This window comes from Oceanobacillus sp. HCA-5259, from assembly GCF_037892815.1.
Taxonomy (GTDB): Bacteria; Bacillota; Bacilli; order Bacillales; family Amphibacillaceae; genus Oceanobacillus; species Oceanobacillus indicireducens.
Genome location: NZ_JBBKBV010000027.1, coordinates 16,726 through 34,983, shown reverse-complemented (window position 1 = coordinate 34,983; position 18,258 = coordinate 16,726). Strand labels below are relative to the sequence as shown.

The 18,258-nt window shown below is 38.9% G+C and carries 25 protein-coding genes and 2 pseudogenes; 25 read left to right on the top strand and 2 right to left on the bottom strand.

The genetic code is table 11. The features are described from left to right. The 17 genes and pseudogenes from eutC (at position 1) to WKU33_RS13740 (ending at position 12,277) form a co-directional block, all read left to right on the top strand. Positions 1-900: an ethanolamine ammonia-lyase subunit EutC gene (gene eutC / locus WKU33_RS13820; RefSeq protein WP_340455175.1), complete on the top strand. Its 900-nt coding sequence runs from the start codon at positions 1-3 to the stop codon at positions 898-900. A 43-nt stretch (positions 901-943) separates the two neighbouring features. Continuing rightward, on the top strand, positions 944-1,597 hold the full coding sequence (gene eutL, locus WKU33_RS13815; protein WP_336252068.1) for an ethanolamine utilization microcompartment protein EutL: 654 nt from the start codon (positions 944-946) through the stop codon (positions 1,595-1,597). 9 nt (positions 1,598-1,606) lie between these two features. After that, entirely contained in the window at positions 1,607-2,188 is a 582-nt protein-coding gene (locus WKU33_RS13810) for a BMC domain-containing protein (protein WP_336252045.1), read from the top strand. A gap of 65 nt (positions 2,189-2,253) precedes the next feature. Then, entirely contained in the window at positions 2,254-2,538 is a 285-nt protein-coding gene (locus WKU33_RS13805; RefSeq protein ID WP_188856875.1) for a BMC domain-containing protein, read from the top strand. Positions 2,539-2,806: 268 nt separating this feature from the next. Then, entirely contained in the window at positions 2,807-3,595 is a 789-nt protein-coding gene (locus WKU33_RS13800; RefSeq protein WP_188856874.1) for a cobalamin adenosyltransferase, read from the top strand. Between the two features lie 26 nt (positions 3,596-3,621). Further along, a pseudogene (gene eutD, locus WKU33_RS13795) lies at positions 3,622-4,236 on the top strand (ethanolamine utilization phosphate acetyltransferase EutD); the annotation flags it as partial. Between the two features lie 242 nt (positions 4,237-4,478). Then, the gene (locus WKU33_RS13790; RefSeq protein WP_336252044.1) at positions 4,479-4,745 is read left to right on the top strand and encodes a EutN/CcmL family microcompartment protein; all 267 of its coding nucleotides are present in this window, start codon (positions 4,479-4,481) and stop codon (positions 4,743-4,745) included. 33 nt (positions 4,746-4,778) lie between these two features. After that, positions 4,779-5,882 (top strand): ethanolamine utilization protein EutH, encoded by a 1,104-nt coding sequence (eutH, locus tag WKU33_RS13785; RefSeq protein ID WP_336252043.1) that lies wholly within the window; start codon positions 4,779-4,781, stop codon positions 5,880-5,882. An 85-nt stretch (positions 5,883-5,967) separates the two neighbouring features. Then, complete coding sequence (locus tag WKU33_RS13780) at positions 5,968-6,309, top strand: BMC domain-containing protein (RefSeq protein ID WP_336252042.1); 342 nt, start codon at positions 5,968-5,970, stop codon at positions 6,307-6,309. A gap of 45 nt (positions 6,310-6,354) precedes the next feature. Continuing rightward, positions 6,355-6,849 (top strand): EutP/PduV family microcompartment system protein, encoded by a 495-nt coding sequence (locus WKU33_RS13775; protein ID WP_445321705.1) that lies wholly within the window; start codon positions 6,355-6,357, stop codon positions 6,847-6,849. A 45-nt stretch (positions 6,850-6,894) separates the two neighbouring features. Further along, positions 6,895-7,107, top strand: coding sequence for a hypothetical protein (locus tag WKU33_RS13770; RefSeq protein ID WP_336252040.1), 213 nt, complete (start codon positions 6,895-6,897; stop codon positions 7,105-7,107). Positions 7,108-7,149: 42 nt separating this feature from the next. Then, a complete protein-coding gene (locus tag WKU33_RS13765) occupies positions 7,150-8,646 on the top strand; it encodes an aldehyde dehydrogenase family protein (RefSeq protein ID WP_336252039.1) in 1,497 nt (498 codons plus the stop codon). A 20-nt stretch (positions 8,647-8,666) separates the two neighbouring features. Next, entirely contained in the window at positions 8,667-8,951 is a 285-nt protein-coding gene (locus WKU33_RS13760) for a BMC domain-containing protein (protein ID WP_336252038.1), read from the top strand. Between the two features lie 127 nt (positions 8,952-9,078). Further along, positions 9,079-10,026, top strand: a complete 948-nt coding sequence (mdh, locus tag WKU33_RS13755; protein ID WP_445321704.1) for a malate dehydrogenase — start codon at positions 9,079-9,081, stop codon at positions 10,024-10,026. A 57-nt stretch (positions 10,027-10,083) separates the two neighbouring features. Beyond that, the gene (gene eutJ / locus WKU33_RS13750; RefSeq protein WP_340455168.1) at positions 10,084-10,938 is read left to right on the top strand and encodes an ethanolamine utilization protein EutJ; all 855 of its coding nucleotides are present in this window, start codon (positions 10,084-10,086) and stop codon (positions 10,936-10,938) included. Then, positions 10,922-11,323 (top strand): annotated as a pseudogene (locus tag WKU33_RS13745) (flavoprotein); the annotation flags it as partial. The gene eutJ and the pseudogene WKU33_RS13745, both read left to right, overlap by 17 nt. 372 nt (positions 11,324-11,695) lie before the next feature. Continuing rightward, positions 11,696-12,277 (top strand): cob(I)yrinic acid a,c-diamide adenosyltransferase, encoded by a 582-nt coding sequence (locus WKU33_RS13740; protein ID WP_229782647.1) that lies wholly within the window; start codon positions 11,696-11,698, stop codon positions 12,275-12,277. Positions 12,278-12,494: 217 nt separating this feature from the next. Here WKU33_RS13740 and WKU33_RS13735 read toward each other — a convergent pair whose 3' ends face one another. Beyond that, on the bottom strand, positions 12,495-12,752 hold the full coding sequence (locus WKU33_RS13735; RefSeq protein WP_340455166.1) for a hypothetical protein: 258 nt from the start codon (positions 12,750-12,752) through the stop codon (positions 12,495-12,497). A gap of 186 nt (positions 12,753-12,938) precedes the next feature. Between WKU33_RS13735 and WKU33_RS13730 the strand changes: the two genes are divergently transcribed. The 8 genes from WKU33_RS13730 (at position 12,939) to WKU33_RS13695 (ending at position 17,115) form a co-directional block, all read left to right on the top strand. Beyond that, on the top strand, positions 12,939-13,157 hold the full coding sequence (locus WKU33_RS13730) for a hypothetical protein (protein WP_188856864.1): 219 nt from the start codon (positions 12,939-12,941) through the stop codon (positions 13,155-13,157). 830 nt (positions 13,158-13,987) lie between these two features. Further along, entirely contained in the window at positions 13,988-14,266 is a 279-nt protein-coding gene (locus WKU33_RS13725; RefSeq protein WP_156856958.1) for a CD3324 family protein, read from the top strand. A gap of 426 nt (positions 14,267-14,692) precedes the next feature. Beyond that, entirely contained in the window at positions 14,693-14,845 is a 153-nt protein-coding gene (locus WKU33_RS13720; protein ID WP_156856959.1) for a hypothetical protein, read from the top strand. Positions 14,846-15,144: 299 nt separating this feature from the next. Beyond that, entirely contained in the window at positions 15,145-15,354 is a 210-nt protein-coding gene (locus WKU33_RS13715) for a spore coat protein (protein WP_188856863.1), read from the top strand. A 121-nt stretch (positions 15,355-15,475) separates the two neighbouring features. Continuing rightward, the gene (locus WKU33_RS13710; RefSeq protein WP_229782636.1) at positions 15,476-16,039 is read left to right on the top strand and encodes a spore coat protein; all 564 of its coding nucleotides are present in this window, start codon (positions 15,476-15,478) and stop codon (positions 16,037-16,039) included. A 20-nt stretch (positions 16,040-16,059) separates the two neighbouring features. Further along, positions 16,060-16,494, top strand: coding sequence for a spore coat protein (locus WKU33_RS13705; protein WP_188856862.1), 435 nt, complete (start codon positions 16,060-16,062; stop codon positions 16,492-16,494). Between the two features lie 32 nt (positions 16,495-16,526). Continuing rightward, on the top strand, positions 16,527-16,889 hold the full coding sequence (locus WKU33_RS13700) for a DUF2642 domain-containing protein (protein WP_156856963.1): 363 nt from the start codon (positions 16,527-16,529) through the stop codon (positions 16,887-16,889). 16 nt (positions 16,890-16,905) lie between these two features. Then, positions 16,906-17,115 carry a hypothetical protein gene (locus WKU33_RS13695; protein ID WP_336252036.1) on the top strand — a complete coding sequence of 70 codons (210 nt, stop codon included), beginning with the start codon at positions 16,906-16,908 and terminating at the stop codon, positions 17,113-17,115. A 190-nt stretch (positions 17,116-17,305) separates the two neighbouring features. Here the strand turns inward: WKU33_RS13695 and WKU33_RS13690 are convergent, their stop codons facing one another. Beyond that, complete coding sequence (locus WKU33_RS13690; protein WP_188856860.1) at positions 17,306-18,241, bottom strand: Gfo/Idh/MocA family protein; 936 nt, start codon at positions 18,239-18,241, stop codon at positions 17,306-17,308. Positions 18,242-18,258 lie beyond the last annotated feature (17 nt).

The window sequence follows — 18,258 nt, the reverse complement described above, 5'->3', positions numbered from 1 at the left end:
ATGGTTAATGATCAAGAGCTGAAATCACTCATTAAAACTATTTTAAATGAGATGGTTGAAGGAAATAGTTCGAATGAGAACGGCCAACAGAATGCAGAAAAAAGTACCCATTCGTCAAATTCTGGAAATAACGCCGACGCAGTTTTGCCGGATATTTCCGAAGTGGAAATTAAAAAGGAATTGCTCGTTCCAGAGCCTAATAATGAAGAAGGATATTACGAGTTGAAAGCTAAATCGCCAGCAAGATTAGGAGTATGGCATACTGGCGCTCGTTATTTAACAACGACTTCATTAAGATTTAAAGCAGACCATGCTGCCGCGCAAGATGCAGTGTTTTCCTATGTCGATGAGGAATTTGTTGATAAGAATCAACTTTTTCCAACGCAAACAGTTGTTGTAGATAAAGATGAATATGTAACTCGACCAGATTTGGGTAGACAATTTTCTGATGAAGAAAAAGAAAAAATCAAACAACATTGCGGCCATCCCGAAGTGCAGATCGTTGTTGGTGACGGTCTAAGCTCTGCAGCCGTTGAAGCTAATCTGGAAGATATACTGCCAGCGATTAAACAAGGCTTGAACATGCATGGTGTTGAAGTAGGGAATGATTTATTTGTGAAACATTGCCGAGTTCCAGCTATGGATGTGATTGGTGAATTAACGGACGCAGAAGTTGTATGTCTGCTTGTAGGAGAAAGACCTGGTCTTGTTACAGCTGAATCAATGAGCGCTTATATCGCTTATAAGCCGACTGTGAATATGCCTGAAGCTAAACGGACGGTGATTTCAAACATCCATCAGGGGGGAACTCCACCAGTTGAAGCTGGAGCACATATTGCTGATTTAATCAAAAGGATGATCGATCATAAAGCTTCCGGTCTTGATTTAAATAAAGTGTGAAGTGAGTATGTTTAATAAACCAATGGGAAACGGAGGAATTGGAATGAAACATAGTCCGATCTATGCTCAAGTGTTGGGCGTAAAGTTAATTTCAAATGTCAGTCAAGATCTGGCTAAGGAATTTAAGCTTCAGTCAAACCAAAGAAGTTTAGGGATTATCACTGGTGATATTGATGATGTTGTATATACCGCCTTAGATGAAGCGACTAAAAAAGCTGCAGTTGACGTTGTTTATGCAGAGTCTATGTATGCTGGCGCAGACAACGCAACATCGAAACTCACCGGAGAAGTTATCGGTGTTTTAGCAGGTAATAATCCAGAGGAAGTAAAAAGCGGGTTGGATGCAGCGATACGTTATATTGAAAATGATGCTTTCTTTATGAGTGCAAATGATGATGACTCTATCACTTATTTTGCTCATCTCGTCTCACGGAGCGGGACATTTCTATCGAATGAAGCGAATATTCGTACTGGGGAGGCCCTTGCATATCTTATTGCACCGCCGTTAGAGGCAGTATATGCGCTGGATTTAGCACTCAAGGCAGCAGATGTAAGAGTAGCCACCTTCTATGGCCCACCTTCCGAAACCAACTTTGGGGGAGCGTTGCTGACAGGAAGTCAATCAGCTTGTCAGGCCGCCTGTGACGCTTTTGCGGATGCTGTGCAACAAGTTGCCAACGATCCCTTAGGATATTAGGTGAATCATATGGATGCATTAGGATTAATTGAAACGAAAGGGTTCGTAGGTGCCATTGTTGCAGCTGACACTGCATTGAAAGCGGCGAATGTATCACTTCTCGATGCAGAAGTCATTAAAGGCGGTTATGTTACGGTGCAACTTTCTGGAGATGTAGCGGCAGTCAAGGCGGCTGTTGATGCAGGCAGTGAAGTAGTGGAATCCGTTGGTACATTAATTTCAGCTCACGTCATACCTAGAATGCATACGGAGACAAATCGGTTAGTTAAGAGAACCGATAATGAATCCGCTGATCAAGCGACTGAAGACAAGGAAATTAACGAAAAACAGTCGGAACAGTCAAAAGACCAACCCGCCCAGGTGGCAGTTGATCCTGAAAAAAAGGAAGCGGAAATTATTAAGGTGAAGAGCCCCAAAAGCTCCGAAAAACCTGTTGTCCACGAGAAAGAAAAGTTGGAAAAGATGACTGTGAATCAGCTTCGTACGCTGGCCCGAAAGACAAATGTCATGAAGGATCAACCTGAAAAAATTAAAACATCCAAAAAGGCTGAGCTTATCCATCATTTATTAACGGCGAATGATAAACATTGAAGGCATTAGTTTTTATAAAAATAATCAGGATATAAAATATAAACGAATTCAAGGAGGAAATTAAAATGGCAAACACAAACGCATTAGGAATGGTAGAGACAAAAGGATTAGTAGGTTCAATTGAGGCGGCAGATGCTATGGTTAAAGCGGCAAACGTTACATTAATTGGTAAAGAATCAATTGGTGCAGGATTAGTCACCGTTCTTGTTACTGGTGACGTAGGTGCAGTTAAGGCGGCGACCGACGCAGGAGCAGCTGCAGCAGATCGTGTGGGTGAACTTATTTCCGTTCACGTCATCCCACGTCCACATGGTGAGATGAGTGCTATCCTACCACAGGCAGAAAAGTGAAATTAAACAGATGATGAGGGAATATGTCAGGTTTTAGATAAGATGAGGAATGGGCTTCATCCTTATCTTATTTCAGACATTGGATCTGCCCGTGATATAGTGAAACTTCATTCAGTGGGGAATTCCTTCCCCCCCCACTGAATGTTAGTTGAACAGAATCAGGTATTTACGGACTGTATATCCCCCACCTTAACATTTTGGTTTTCCCTCTTGTTTAGATATGGGGGTATTACAGACCGTTAATGCGTGATAAAAAGGAAGTGAAGCGATGGCTGTGTTAACGGAGAGTTCATTACGAAGTCAACAATACAGAGATAAGTTACAAGAATCGGTACTGAAACTTCCCAAAGGAACTATATTAACACCCTCAGCGAAAAGTTTTTTACAGGAGAAAAAAGTAACTGTCGAATTTGTTGAACTTTCGTCTGAAGAACCGAACGAAGAGGAAACATCGGTGAATGATGAAAGCAGTGTATCTGATTTGTACAATCATGATTCTTTTAAATATCGATTAATGCATGGTGGTTTTATCGATGAAAAGCCCGAATATATGACTTCTCTTCATTCAGATTTACTTGTGTTTAAAGATCATCTACGTATTGTTTTGCGTGGTAAGCTGGACTCTTTGGAGGCAAAAATGATTGAAGGGCAAATGAAACTCGTTAAATATCCGGCACTGATTGATGATTTATCAGAACTGATTGGCTTTGTACGTCAAATACTCCGCTCTGAGGTCATGGAAGAGGAACTTGGAAAGATTCACCTGCTTAATATGAATGAACATGATATCAGGGAAATGTCCCATCAGCCGGAAAAGTATTTTGGAGAGGGATATTTTACTCCCGATTATCGTATGGGTGAGGGAATAGTTGTTTTAAATAGTATACGTACCTTCGTAAGGGAAACGGAGCTTTCAGCTTATCAAGCTTTTAAAAAAGAAGATGGCAGCACAGAACGAGACGATATCATTTTAGCCCTAAATCGACTGTCTTCTGTTTGCTTGATCATGATGTTTAAATATAAAACTGGTGATTACAATAAAGTGAAAGAGGGGTGATACACTTGGATCAAATTATTGTAGACATGGTAAAAAATGCAGTTAAAAATGCGATGACGGAAGAGGCTTTTGTTGAAGTTGAGGCATCGGGTAGGCATATCCACCTGAGCCGGGAAGCCATTGATGCTTTATTTGGAAAGGACTATCAGCTTACAAAGGCGAAAGAACTGTCCCAACCAGGTCAGTTTGCATGTAAAGAAAGAATAACCATCGAAGGTCCAAAAGGCAGGATGGAAAATGTTGTTATTCTAGGTCCTGAACGAAAGGCAACACAAGTCGAAGTATCATCAACGGATGCCGTATCTCTAGGTATCAAGGCACCTGTAAGAGAAAGCGGTGATATTGATGGGACGCCAGGTATCAAGTTAATCAATAATGACCGTGAATTAACGATAGATAAAGGATTAATTGTTGCTAAAAGACATATTCATGTATCTCCTGACGATGCGGAAAGACTACATGTAGAAAATAAAGAAATCGTTCAAGTGAAAATATTTGGTGATCGATCACTCATTTTTGATGAAGTAGTGATTCGAGTTAGTCCAAAATATCGAACTTATATGCATATTGACTTTGACGAGGCGAATGCTTGTGGCTTTAAAAAAGGAACACTAGCAAAAATTATAAAAAAGTCACCAGCTGTACAGGCACCCGAAAATAAGAGCCAGATACGGTCATTTAATCCAACGAATGAAGTGAAACATGAGACTGCGGAATTTACCGAAATTAATAATAAAGTAATTACGGAAAATGAACTGCAAAGAGTATTTTTACAAAATGTTAAAAATATCCGGATTCCAGCTTCAAGCATTATAACTCCACTTGCTACCGACTATATTCGCAGACATAATCTGAATATCCAAAGACATAGGGAGAATGGATGATGATTATTGGTCATGTGATTGGTTCCGTATGGGCGACCCGGAAAGATGAGAGGTTGAATGGACTAAAATTATTAGTCGTTAAACCCAAGTATTCTGAAGGGGTGGATTCATCATTTGTAGCTGCAGATTTGGCGAGTGCTGGAGTTGGAGATGACGTGCTTGTTACGAAAGGTAGTAGTGCTCGAACCGCTTTTGGTAAAGAAAGAATTCCGATTGATTCAGTCATTGTCGGTGTTATTGACTCGATTGATATAACAGATGAATAATGTTTACTATTCCCTTAATGAGGAGGACGAGCTGTGGGAATAAATGAAATAGTTATCTATATTATGGTCATATTTATGATCATTGGTGCTCTAGATAAAATATTTAATAATAAATTCGGGTTAGGAGATAAATTTGAGGAAGGAATCATGGCTATGGGTTCCTTGGCTCTTGCGATGGTCGGGATTATTGTTATAGCTCCCATTATTTCCAAAGTACTAAACCCGATTGTTGTTCCAATCTATACAGCACTTGGCGCGGACCCAGCGATGTTTGCTGGTAGCTTGCTTGCAATTGATATGGGTGGATTACAACTTGCGCAAGAGATGGCGATTGATCAAGATGTTGCCATGTTTTCAGGCATTATATTGGCGTCCATGATGGGGGCAACGGTTGTATTCTCTATTCCAGTAGCACTAGGTATTATAAAAAAAGAAGATCATAGCTATCTTGCAACAGGAATGCTTGCTGGGTTTATTGCGATTCCAATCGGAGCTATTGTCGGTGGGCTTGTGTCCGGCTATTCTATCGTAATGATTATGAAAAACCTTATTCCAATTTTCCTATTAGCCGCTTTGATTATTATTGGATTGTGGAAAATACCTGATAAAATCATTAAAGCTTTTACAATCTTCGGCTATGGGGTCGTTGTCGTCGCAACGTTAGGTCTAGCCATAGGTATTGTCGATGTACTTACCGGATTAACGATTCTTCCTGGGATTACTCCTTTAGAAGAAGGGATTCAAATAGTTGGTAGCATCGCGATTGTTTTAGCAGGAGCCTTCGTAATGGTTGAAGTGATTACCCGGGTTTTCAAAAAACCTTTAATGAAAGTAGGAAAACTGTTAGGAATGAACGATGTATCTGCAGCTGGTTTGGTAGCGACACTAGCTAATAACATTGCTATGTTTAACTTGATGAAAGATATGGATAATCGGGGAAAAATCATTAATGTCGCCTTTTCTGTACCTGCAGCGTTTGTACTTGGTGATCATTTAGGATTCGCAGCTGGTGTTGCTCGTGAAATGATATTTCCAATGGTTGTCGGAAAACTTGTTGGTGGAATCGCCGCCGTTATTATCGCTATCATCATTGCAAACATGATTTTAGGTAAAGGCGATAAAAAAGAAGCGAAATAACCCGGCTCCAGTTGCATACATCATACTATTTCAAGTAATGGAAAAAGAAAAGATAAGAGAGTAATCAGAAAGTAAGGTGTAGAGCATGGAGGAAGAAAAAAAGCGGTTTATACAAGAATTTGTTCCAGGAAAACAGATTACACTGAGTCACTTAATTGCTAATCCTGATGAAGATATGTTTGATAAACTTGGTATCCAGCAAGCAGGGGCCTTAGGTATACTGACGCTGACTCCAAGTGAATCGGTAATTATTGCCGGAGACCGTGCGACAAAAGCCGCGAATGTTGAAATTGGCTTTTTAGATCGATTTACCGGCAGTTTGGTCCTTGTTGGCAGCGTATCTGAAGTTGAAACTGCTTTAAATGAGATCAACCAGTTTTTAAAAGAAATTTTGTCATTCACCCCAACGAAAATAACGAAATCATGATTTGGATGGAATGGGGGAATTAATTTGCGAACGAATAACCGTGTAATGATCCTTGGAGGTATCGATGCTGGAAAAACGACATTAGCAGATGCTTTGTTGAAAAGGGAACGAAAAGACAAAAAGGTTAAAACCCAATCGCTCATTTATGATGATTGGATTGTCGATACACCGGGAGAGTATATTGAGAACCCATTACATTATCGAAACATCATGGCAACATCGATGGAGATGACCCATGTTATCTTTTTACAAGATGCTACGAATGACAAAACCATATTTGCACCGGGTTTTAGTTCTGGAATCAATAAATTACCGATAGGCGTCGTGTCGAAAGCTGACCATGCTGAAGCTGACATTGAGCGATCCATTCAGATATTGAAAAAAGCGATGGTGCGGGGACCGATCGTTATCACTTCCGCTTATACAGGGGAAGGGCTTCAATTGATCTATGATTTAGTCCAGTTGAATACAATGAAGGCTATGGAAGATTACGCCAGACAGAGCAATTCCCGGAACATCATTTTTCATGGTGAAGGATAATCCATATTTTTAACAAATTAAATTTAAGAAGCTGGAGGTGGTGGTATGGACAGGGATTTTGTAGAAAAGGTAACAAAAATAGTGATCGAGGTAGTAAAAGACCTAAACGATAATAAGACATCATTGAACCACTCGGCAGTTAAAATATGGAAACATGAAAGTCCTTTGCCTGATCCAATTGTGCAATCTAGTGTGGATACTGCTCAGCCAGAAGATACGCAAAAAATGATCCAAATAACACCATATGTTAAAGAGTAACACAGACAACTGTAAGATTTAATGGAAAGGGGTAAGACACTTATGGATAAAGATTTAACATCAATTCAGGAAATGAGAAATGCAGTAAAAAAAGCAAAAGATGCCCAAAAGGAATTTATGACTTTTTCCAAAGAGCGAATAGATTCCATTGTTAAAGCAGTTGCTGACGCTGCTTATACCCATTCAAAAGAACTCGCGGAGATGGCTGTTTTTGAAACTGGAATGGGTGTAGTCGAACACAAAATAATGAAAAATGAAGTCGGATCAAGAGATGTTTATGAATCCATAAAAGATGAAAAAACAGTTGGTGTCATCAGGGAGGACACAGTTAATCGTGTGACGGAAATTGCCTATCCCTTCGGTGTGGTAGCTGCCATTATTCCGACGACTAATCCAACTTCAACCGCTATGTTTAAAACAATAATTTCCCTTAAAACGGGAAATGCTATCGTTGTAAGTCCCCATCCTCGTGCAAAAAAATGTACGGTGGAGACATTAAAAATTTGTAATGAAGCTGCGATGAAAGCTGGTGCTCCTGATGGTTTAATCGGCTGGATAACAGAGCCTACGATGGAAGCAACAGATGGGTTAATGCATCACCGGGATGTAGATTTGATTTTATCCACTGGTGGAGGTAGCTTGGTGAAAGCAGCTTATAGTTCAGGGAAACCGGCTTATGGTGTAGGTCCTGGTAACGTCCCGGTTTATATCGAACGGACAGCGAATGTAGAAAAGTCGGTAAAACAAATTGTTGACAGTAAAACGTTTGATTACGGAACGATTTGTGCAACAGAACAAGCCATTGTCGTCGATGAATCAATTAAAGAAAAGGCAATTGAAGAATTTAAGAGAAACGGTTCTTATTTCCTTAATGCTGGAGAAAAAGAAAAATTAGAGCAAATTGTTTGGCTTGGTAATCGGGTGAATCCAGCTGTTGTAGGTGTATCTGCTCTAAAAATTGCTGATATGGCAGGCATCCGTGTGCCAGCGGATACAAGATTACTTATTGCTGAAGAAACCGTAGTTGGAAAAGAGGCACCCCTTTCCGTTGAAATACTAGGTCCAATCTTCCCGTTGTATACAGCAGAAAGCCAAGAAAAGGCAAAAGAAATATCCCTCGCATTGCTCAACTTAGGTGGAAGAGGTCATAGTTTTGCGCTTCATACGAATGATGATCAAGTTGTTCAATCGTTTGGAGAAGAAATGCCTGTTTCCCGCTTTATGGTTAATACGCTATCCTCCATTGGAGCAGTTGGAGCAACGACTGGTTTAACCCCTTCCCTAACGTTAGGATGTGGAGGTTATGGTGGTAATATCAGTTCTGATAATATCACTGCCCGCCACTTAATTAATATTAAACGGGTGGCCCACGGCATTAAAGAGGTTGAAGTACCTCGCCCAGGAAAAGGAAAACATTCATCTGAGGCGAACTTTAGTAATGTGGAAAGTCGGGTAAAAGAATCAATTGGTGATGAACCAATTAACCCTGAGAAAATTGAAGAGTTAGTAAGACAAATCTTAAGGGAATATCAAAATTAATAAATAAGGAGGAATTTTAAATGGCTAGAGTTGATGGTGCATTAGGAATGGTTGAAACGAAAGGTTTGGTAGGTGCAATTGAAGCAGCGGATGCGATGGTAAAAGCTGCTAATGTTAATATTATTGGAAAAGAACAGATTGGTGCTGGATTAGTCACTGTTTTAGTATCAGGTGATGTTGGTGCAGTTAAGGCTGCAACGGATGCAGGAAGTGAAGCTGCTAACCGTGTTGGTGAATTAGTGTCTGTACATGTTATCCCGCGTCCACACAATGAATTAGATGCAATCCTTCCGAAAACGGAGTAAGCTTGAATTAGTAGGAAATAGGGACAGCGCGTGAAGTCAGTAGCTGTCCCTATTGTAATTAAAGATGGAACAAGTGAGTGGAGTCATAATATTTTACTCATATGTACAAAAATGAAGGAGGAAGAAAATGTCTATGTTTAAAAGAAGAAAGTTTGCTGTTATTGGAGCTGGTTTTACCGGAACGACGACTGCTTTTTTATTAGCACAAAATGAAATGGGAGATGTCGTTTTAGTTGATATTCCGGAACAGCAGAATCCGACAAAAGGAAAAGCGCTCGATATGCTGGAAGCGGGACCAGTGGAACCGTTTAACGGAAAGGTTACCGGTACATCCAATTATGAAGATATAAAAGATGCTGATATGGTCATTATAACAGCTGGAATTGCGAGAAAACCCGGGATGAGTCGCGACGATCTCGTTAACATCAATGCGAAGATTATGGTTGATGTATCAAAAGAAATTGTCCGTTATGCACCTGACAGTTATATTCTTGTCTTGAGTAATCCGGTCGATGCAATGACTTATACTTGCTTTAAAACAACAGGATTTCCGAAGAATCGCGTTATCGGTCAATCTGGTGTTCTTGACACAGCACGTTTTTCCACCTTCGTAGCGGAAGCACTTAATATAGCGGTTGAAGATGTTACCGGGTTTGTCCTAGGCGGCCATGGAGACAGCATGGTTCCATTAATTCGCTATTCTAATGTAGGAGGCATTCCACTCGATCATTTACTACCCCAAGAAAAAATCGATGCGATTGTGGAACGTACTCGAAAAGGTGGGGGAGAAATTGTCAACTTGCTCGGAAATGGAAGTGCTTATTATGCACCCGCTGCTTCATTAGTACAAATGGCCGAAACTATTGTGAAGGATAAAAAGCGAATATTGCCATCCATTGCTTATTTAGAAGGAGAATATGGTTATAAAGACATTTACCTCGGTGTTCCGACAATTCTTGGAGGAAACGGAATTGAGAGCGTTATTGAATTACCGTTAACAGCTGATGAACAGAAGCAGCTGAACCAGTCAGCTGAAGACGTGAAGAAAGTGATTGAAATATTACCAGTTGATTAAGTTTATTAATTAATAGCCCAATATATCTCTTGAGGTAGGAATGGAAGGTTGGTACGTTTGTCAGTATCTATTAGGGAAATTAATCACTATGTTAACACCTTTGCTAAAGTTATCAACAAAGAGAAGGTCCCGGTCTATTCTGGCAATGTTAAAGTTGGCGTAGATTTGGGGACCGCCAATATTGCAATTTCCGTTATTACCGAAGAAAATAAGCCTTTAGCCGGAGCATTATATCCAGCCTCTGTTGTTAAAGATGGAATTGTTGTTGATTTTTTGCAAGCTGTGGATATTGTAGAGAAAATGAAACGGGATATGGAAGAATTATTAGGGTTTCCTCTAACGAAAGCTTCGACGGCAATCCCGCCACGGGTAGACAAAGGGAGTCGAAAAGTGATAACGAACGTACTTGAATCAGCACTATTTGAAGTGACGGACGTCCTAGAAGAAACGAATGCGGCAGCCGCTGTTTTAAGGATAACTGATGGTGCTGTCGTTGATGTAGGTGGCGGAACAACAGGGATTAGTATATTAAAAAATAATAAAGTGATTTACTCAGCGGATGAACCGACAGGCGGAACACATATGAGTCTAGTCTTAGCTGGTGCTAAAAAAATACCATTTGAGGAAGCGGAAAAGATGAAAAAAGATAAGACTAAGGAAAAGGAGGTTTTCCCTATTATCAAGCCAGTCGTTGAAAAGATGGCTGCCATTATTAAAAGGCATTTACAAGGGTTTGATGATGTGGAAACGATTTATGTCGTTGGCGGAGCAAGTTGCTTTAGTGAATTTACAAAAGTTTTCCAGAAGTATATTGGAATTGAGATCGTAAAGCCGGAGCATCCGTTACTTATCACACCACTAGGAATCGCGCTTAAAGGTGGTTTAAATAAGGGGGATGAACGTGGAAGCTAACCATACAGTCAGCCATGTTGATAAAGAGAAGAAGACAGCTCTTATAGTATTTACGGGCGGAGCTGTAGGCTTTAAAGAATCAATCGTTCAATTAAAAAAAATGCATCAGGCTAATTGGAAGCTAAAGGTAGCATTGTCTATAAGTGCAGAATATATTTATTCAATCGATGATTTAAAAAAAGAATTAGATATAGAAGAGATCTATCTCGAAAGTGAAAATATGGGATTGAGTCCGTTATATGAAGGCGTTCCAATTATTATTATGCCCACGTTGACCGCTAATACAGTGGCAAAGATAGCGAATGGAATCACGGATAATATGACGACTAATCTCATCTCCCATGCCCTAATGTACAATATTCCTGTAGTTGCCGCGAGGGAAGCTAGTGATTTATCCTTGCAGGATCAAGCAGGAATAGCATCCACTGCCTATAAAGAGCTATCTGCAGCGCATTTAGCGACCATTGAAAGATTCGGAATTCAGCTTGTTAAAGCAACCGAATTATATCAAGCTGTCGAGGAAAATGTGGTACGAGCCCATTCAAAAGATTCAATTGCGCAAAATGTTTTTTCAAAAAACTTATTGAGCCGTGCAGATATACTGAAATATAAAGGAATGGTTGGGGAGTTGAAAGTTGCGAGAAATACTATCGTTACCCCATTAGCACAAGAAGCAGCAAAAGATTTAGGCATAAATATTGTAAGAATTGATCAGCAAACACGAAATCAATCGACTGACGAAACAAAAGACTTTGAAATGAAGATTTATACGCGGACAGGTGATAAAGGAAAGACATCATTAATTGGTGGACGTGTATTTAAGGATGATATCCGTGTCGAAGCCTATGGAACGATTGATGAATTAAATGGATTTGTAGGCAAGGCGATAACCGAACTTAGCAAAGATCAGTTCTCGGATATTATAGATGACTTAGAGAAAATTCAGCACGAACTTTTTGATTGTGGCGGTGACATCGCTAGTGTCGTTAAAGAAAGAAAGAATAAATTAACAGAGGAAACGGTTAATTATTTGGAAGAAAAGATTGACAAGTATTCAGAAGAAACCCCGGAAATAGAACGGTTTATATTACCGGGCGGCTCGAAGGCTTCCGCAACAATTCATATTGCAAGAACTGTAGCGAGACGAGCGGAACGACTGATTGTAGCATTAATGAAAGAGGAAAATGCTCCCCCACCTACAGTGTTACAATATTTAAATCGATTATCGGATTACTTTTTTGTGGCAGCAAGGCTTGTTAACTTTAGGTTGAATATTCCCGATGTGGAATATATTCGGAGTGCAAAGGTATTTCATTTGACCCCAGACTCGAATAAATAAACCAGTTGCCGGAAGTATCGCTTAAGGCAATGAAAAATCTTGCGCTATTCTTGATTGCATGAAAATGCACCTTGCAAATTGGTATTTTTGGTTGTTCAGGCACTTCCACTTTACCATATTTCGCTAAAGGTGCATCTTTATTATTTGGCAGATAAGAAAGTATAAATCCATTCTTACTGCCAAGTTTTTTAATAAAGGACTTAATGGTAGAATGAGATTACAAGTCTATATTCATATCTTTCGCTAGAGCAGCCTGCAATTTTACTCCGCAAGCACTGCTACAAACCGCAAACATACCATCTGTACCTGCCTTCTTCGCCTCCGAATCAGCTGTCGTTACAACCATTGAAACATTTCTATCAAGTGATTGTAGATAGACTGGAATGATTTCTCCTTCATGCTCTGAAAAATCCATCCCTTTTGTAAACTTAATATTAACGGCAGATAATGGTTGATCAGCAGAAATTTTCTTCATGCACCAACCGCAAGTAAACATGTTATCCCTCCAAACTGAATGAAGTATTTAATTTATTACATCACAACTTCAATTTTGCCCGTACTTAGAAATTTCTTTGTAAGTTGGGGCTGTGTTAGAAAACTCTTTATCATATATTAAAGGGGATTACAGCATGCAGCAACAATAAGGATAGGGTGAATACAAATGTCTCTATTGGAAGCTTATAAAAAATATAGAAATAATAGAAGTGCAGTTTCTGAATATATGGAACAATTTGAAGCAGAAAATAATATTGAGAAAGAGCTATTATCTGCAATGGTAAAATCCGATACAGCACTTTATCATGTGATGGAGCGCAATCCGGAAAAGGGGACCGTTCTTTTAAAGGACGTTACAAGGAATCCTATGATATTATTACATTAGTGGATATAGAGTTCAGTAAGTCTATACCGCTAAATGTTCTTATATTCACGCGGCTCATAGAGTTAAATGGATTTTGTATGTCTTCGGGTCTCGTCTTTGTTTTTAAAGAAGAGCATCTACAATTTTTACTGAAAAGAAGTAAAAAATGATGAAGAAGGTAAATAGCGGGGATGAATCGATCGACCGGTTTATTGCTTATTTTTACCTTAATCGTTCAGATGGCCAAGACATTTATTTTAAACATATCGATTAATATTTTACGTTTAGTATTAGTTAACTACTTTCTGGAAACGAACTCCACTTTTAAATTTCTTAAAGAAAGGTTTCTTAATCGATAGGATATTATATCATTTAGTTATGCCCTGTTCTAGTTAATTTCAAACCGTCAAATACCAATTAATGGAGTATGATCGGTTTTTTTGACTTAAACTATGAGCTTTCTTCTCGGAAATAAGTCGTGGGATAGCAGGGAAAAATCAATTATAATCATTCTTACCCTTGTAACCGAACCTGGAAAATGAGTAAATAAAGGTGTCGGACCGACAGACTCTTTCGGGAAGGAGGCTGATAATATTGATTACAGTTAGTGAGGTGGTTTCCGCTTAGCGGGAATCACCAGCATGGGACCGCCTGAGCGCGGTCCTTAATTATTTAAAGTGAATTTTGGGAAAATTAACACCTTTCCATCGTCTAGAAAATCAATTATAATCAAAGGTAAGTAATTAAAAGAAACAGGTCATAAATTTAAAAAGAAAGGAGTAGGATGAAAATGGACTATTTAACAAAGAGCGGTTATTTAGATTTCTACGTTTTCAAGGAGGAAGTTAAACATGCAGTACAAAAATGCAAAAGAGGTGCTTCCCCCTAGTCTGCTTAAAGAAATGCAGAAGTATATCCAGGGGGATTTAATTTATATCCCGAAAGCAAAAAAAGAGCGGGCAGCTTGGGGAGAAGTAAGCGGATCAAGAGAATTGATCGCGAAACGAAATGAAGAGATATTCCAGTTATACAATGAGGGAAAATCATTTGAAGAATTAGAGAAGAAATTTCATTTATCCTTTGATACGATTCGAAAAATCATTTATAAAATGCGAAACAATTATAAATAAATAATGACGGCGCGAAGTTCTATTCAGGAACTTCGCGCTTTCTTTTATTGGAAGAGCCCTGGGGAAGTTTGATTATAACCATTCTGTCGCTTGTTCCCCCGAACGTTTTCGTGCATTAATAAGAGTATAGCAATTGATAATTCTGAAAGGAGGTAGTGAGAATGTTTATAAAAATAATTGAGGTGGCTCTATTCTAGTCATTACCAAATTTCAGGTACATGCCGAAAAACAAGCAGCCTTCCTCATATTCAGGTAAATGATAAAGTGAAACTCATTCAGTGGGGTTTCCGTACCTCCCCACTGAATGTTAGTTGAACAGAATCAGGTATTTACGGACTGTATAACCCCCACCTTAACATATGGTTTTCCCTCTTGTTTAGGCGGGGTATTACAGACCGTTAATGCGTGATTAAGGGAGGAACAATCGTGCATATTGATATTGCTGTATATAAATGTATGGTCGATGAACGACTGGAAAAAGTAAAAGACGAAACGTATGGAAAGAAATGTTATGATGAGCAAACAAGAAATACGCAATTTAAATTGAAATTAATCATGATGTTGAACGTATTATTATAGAGAGAAAAAAAGAGCCACTATCTGCTACGGATAGTGGCTTTAAAAATATAGAAAGGGTTGTGGAAAAAGAATTATAAACATGGACACTGTTTGGGCAGCGTTCAGGAAGGATCGCCCCTTCCTTACTATATAACATGCATTTGCAATATTTTTGCTAGAGACAATGGTGCAGTTCTGCTTAAATGTATGATTGTACATGAGCAAGTTACCCTTCCTGTAAACATATAGACAACAGCATAGTCAGCTAACCGATTGATCTCATAGTCTAATATAGACATGTGAACAGGAGGGTGAGTTATATGAGTGAATCATCAAAACAGCCGCCATTAAATGAAAAGCTGGTGGAAGTGATGGTCCAGACCATATTGAGGAAAAATGGTGTGAAGCCTGACGAAGTGAAGAATAATATACCAGAAGAGCAGAAAAAGATGATTAGAGAAATGGTGGAAGACCTAAAGAAACAGGTTGCAGATTTCCAACAAAATCAAGCAAAAGATAAAAGTGATTAAATAGTGAAAGCACCTGCTGTGGGTGCTTTCGCTATTTTTATGAGACGTAGTGAATCTGTACAATCTTCTAGAGGAAAAAACCATAACAATATTATATAGCCAATAAGAAAGGAGTGTCAAAATGACGATTTATAGACATTCGGAATATGATTACGATGTAAGCAGGGGAAAAGGAGATAGATATTCCTACTTTATGGAAGAACCTTTAAAAAGCTGTAGCTGTGGCCATAGCTGTAGTGGCAAATGTTCTAACGAATCTAGCAAAAGCCCATCCCATAAATCAACAGAATCCGATTTCACAAGTGATAACAATGCGTTTGTACTGCAAGAGGGTACCGAATTATCTTTTATGGATCAGGAATCAGCAGAGCTAATTTGGGTGAAAGAATCGTGTAATATCACCGTAAGTTCAACAGATACGCAAATTGGGGTATCCCTGCAAGCTGCTTTACAGCTCGCCATTGCACTTGTTTTAAATATCTCGATTGCTGATGGCACACAACGTGATGCAGTGTCTCAAGAGTTGACTCAACATTTTAATATGGCGCAGAGAAATAAGCAAAAAATCTTTATCTATAATACGAAAGATGCGGTTGTAACGACTAGAGATACAGACCTAGCGCTTAATCTCCAGTTAATGCTTCAAGTACTTGTTGCCTTAGTGCTATTAGTTGAAATTCTATAAAATGAAAAGAGGTGGATTTGATGTCGAAAGTGAAAGAATGGAGAGCATTAGACCATTGCGATGATAAAAGAAATAGGTCACAGGCTATCGTAGAGCAAGATGCGAATCAAAAAAATATTACGAAGCAACAATCAGAAGAATGGATTATTATTAAAGACTCAGAATATGTCGAGGTAGAGACAACGGACACACAAGCCGCAGCATCTTTACAAATTGGGATTGAGGCGGCACTTGCGGTTGTACTCCGTTTAGCCATTGCGGATGGTGGCAAAGTGGAAGATATTTTGCAAGACTTTAACCAAATTACCAGAACGAGACAAAGCAACCGTCAGAAGACAATCGTGGAAAAATCGAAAGATGTCAATATCACGACAATTGATACGGATATTGCAATTAACCTGCAATTACTCATTCAACTGCTTATTGCTGTTATCGTTTCGCTGGAAATCCTTTAATGCTAAATCTTGAAAGAAAGGAGTGAATCATCTTGCCGTCACTAACGAATAGACAAAGAAATTTGTTGAACTTAATTAATCAACTATCACAAAACACAAGCACCGTCATTGAGAGTAAAACCGGTCTTGGAATAGATTTTCCGTCGGTGGACTTCAATATTGATTTTGGAGGAGTGTCTACGTCACCTTCTACTGGAAAACCACCGGCAGGAAATGTTCCAACAACAATGAGAGAATTATTAATGACTCTAGTGAACGAACAAGTGGAGGTTACAACTCCATTTGGAACGGTTTCGGGATTATTGCTTGCTGTTAAAGACGACTATATTGTGCTTGTTGAAAGTGGGTCACAAGTTTTGGTCCGAATAGAAGCAATTGAACTGGTCAGTGAATGATAAAGGAGGGTTTGACATGTTTGAAGCAACTTTTGCTGCTGAAATGGCTAAACGAATCGGATCAACTGTTGAGGTTGTGACTGACAATAATTTAATTGAAGGAATTTTATCCACTGTTACTGTCGATTTGGTACTAGTTATCGAAGTTGATAATGGTTACGATAATCTCAAGCAGTATGTATCCGTTGATGCAATCAATTACACACGCTTTCCCGCTGCAGCTTAATTAACTAGTCTAGTCTGTTCTGTTCCAATTCAAAACAGCCCTGCCTTAATTAGACAGGGCTGTTTCATTTAGATTCAAAACTCAACTTGCGCACATTTGAATAAAAACGATATGTTCCAGAATGCGAAAGCTGAGTACAAAATAAATAAAAGGTAAGAATTGAACATATAGATAATTGGTGTTGTAGAATTTAAGCTGGATGAATCGATTCGCTGATTTTAATTGTAAGCTCCATGATTCGTTTCCCTTGTTTTCCTGAAACAGCAGGTGGTTTATCAAATTTTATGCAATGAAGGAATTCTATTAATTGGATGTCTAATGGCTGAACACTATTATCGATTGTAATCGTTTTTGTTAAAGGAACTGCAATTTTCTTTGAGAAAGGTGTGGATGTTCTTGTTACGCGTATCGTTCTGTTCAGCAAATCAGCTTCAATCAAGGCCTCTTTTGTAAACACTTGAATTGTCCGAACTTTTCTTTTTGATTTAAAACTGGCAATCAGCTCTACAGTTACTCCTTGCGTCGATTTAAGAATTACAGCCGCGTGTTTCGTTGAATGATCGATAATATTTCCTAAAGCATGGAATTCCACTATTTTTTGCTTCAGAAGTTCATCTAGAATATAAAGATCATGAATCATCAGGTCTTTTACGACGTCAATATCTTTTAGTCTTGCATTGTACGGATTCAATCTGAAAAATGAGATACCGATAATCTCTTCATTTTCCAGTTCCTGTTTCAGGATTGGAATGAGTGGATTGAATAGTTCAATATGTCCCACTTGCAGCTTCACTCCAGCCTTTTTCGCTTTTTGTATTAAATCATCAGCTTCTGCTACAGTGCTTGTAATCGGCTTTTCAATCAACAGATGCGTCTTATTTCTGATGCATGCTAGACCGATTTCATAATGATAATCCGTTGGGACAGCAATACTTACCGCGTCTACACTTTGGAGAAGTTCATCCACGGATAGAAATTGTTTCACTTTATATTTTTCAGCAATTTCTCTGCTTCTATCTTCATCGTTATCAAATATACCGACTAGCTGACAATGATCTTGTAATGCTAGATATGTTTTCACATGATATTCTCCCATTTTACCAGTTCCAATCACACCGACTTTCATAGATAAATCTCCTCACT

What these genes read in the sequence shown, in the direction of transcription:
- WKU33_RS13725 (WP_156856958.1), top strand. Translation starts at nt 13,988, where the DNA reads ATGCAGTACAAAAATGCAAAAGAGGTGCTTCCCCCTAGTCTGCTTAAA.
- WKU33_RS13775 (WP_445321705.1), top strand. Translation starts at nt 6,355, where the DNA reads ATGATCCTTGGAGGTATCGATGCTGGAAAAACGACATTAGCAGATGCT.
- eutC (WP_340455175.1), top strand. Translation starts at nt 1, where the DNA reads ATGGTTAATGATCAAGAGCTGAAATCACTCATTAAAACTATTTTAAAT.
- WKU33_RS13805 (WP_188856875.1), top strand. Translation starts at nt 2,254, where the DNA reads ATGGCAAACACAAACGCATTAGGAATGGTAGAGACAAAAGGATTAGTA.
- WKU33_RS13690 (WP_188856860.1), bottom strand. Translation starts at nt 18,241, where the DNA reads ATGAAAGTCGGTGTGATTGGAACTGGTAAAATGGGAGAATATCATGTG.
- WKU33_RS13760 (WP_336252038.1), top strand. Translation starts at nt 8,667, where the DNA reads ATGGCTAGAGTTGATGGTGCATTAGGAATGGTTGAAACGAAAGGTTTG.
- WKU33_RS13770 (WP_336252040.1), top strand. Translation starts at nt 6,895, where the DNA reads ATGGACAGGGATTTTGTAGAAAAGGTAACAAAAATAGTGATCGAGGTA.
- WKU33_RS13705 (WP_188856862.1), top strand. Translation starts at nt 16,060, where the DNA reads ATGTCGAAAGTGAAAGAATGGAGAGCATTAGACCATTGCGATGATAAA.
- WKU33_RS13695 (WP_336252036.1), top strand. Translation starts at nt 16,906, where the DNA reads ATGTTTGAAGCAACTTTTGCTGCTGAAATGGCTAAACGAATCGGATCA.
- eutL (WP_336252068.1), top strand. Translation starts at nt 944, where the DNA reads ATGAAACATAGTCCGATCTATGCTCAAGTGTTGGGCGTAAAGTTAATT.
- WKU33_RS13765 (WP_336252039.1), top strand. Translation starts at nt 7,150, where the DNA reads ATGGATAAAGATTTAACATCAATTCAGGAAATGAGAAATGCAGTAAAA.
- WKU33_RS13790 (WP_336252044.1), top strand. Translation starts at nt 4,479, where the DNA reads ATGATTATTGGTCATGTGATTGGTTCCGTATGGGCGACCCGGAAAGAT.
- WKU33_RS13730 (WP_188856864.1), top strand. Translation starts at nt 12,939, where the DNA reads ATGTCTCTATTGGAAGCTTATAAAAAATATAGAAATAATAGAAGTGCA.
- WKU33_RS13800 (WP_188856874.1), top strand. Translation starts at nt 2,807, where the DNA reads ATGGCTGTGTTAACGGAGAGTTCATTACGAAGTCAACAATACAGAGAT.
- WKU33_RS13740 (WP_229782647.1), top strand. Translation starts at nt 11,696, where the DNA reads ATGAAGATTTATACGCGGACAGGTGATAAAGGAAAGACATCATTAATT.
- WKU33_RS13735 (WP_340455166.1), bottom strand. Translation starts at nt 12,752, where the DNA reads ATGAAGAAAATTTCTGCTGATCAACCATTATCTGCCGTTAATATTAAG.
- WKU33_RS13810 (WP_336252045.1), top strand. Translation starts at nt 1,607, where the DNA reads ATGGATGCATTAGGATTAATTGAAACGAAAGGGTTCGTAGGTGCCATT.
- mdh (WP_445321704.1), top strand. Translation starts at nt 9,079, where the DNA reads ATGTCTATGTTTAAAAGAAGAAAGTTTGCTGTTATTGGAGCTGGTTTT.
- WKU33_RS13710 (WP_229782636.1), top strand. Translation starts at nt 15,476, where the DNA reads ATGACGATTTATAGACATTCGGAATATGATTACGATGTAAGCAGGGGA.
- WKU33_RS13715 (WP_188856863.1), top strand. Translation starts at nt 15,145, where the DNA reads ATGAGTGAATCATCAAAACAGCCGCCATTAAATGAAAAGCTGGTGGAA.
- WKU33_RS13780 (WP_336252042.1), top strand. Translation starts at nt 5,968, where the DNA reads ATGGAGGAAGAAAAAAAGCGGTTTATACAAGAATTTGTTCCAGGAAAA.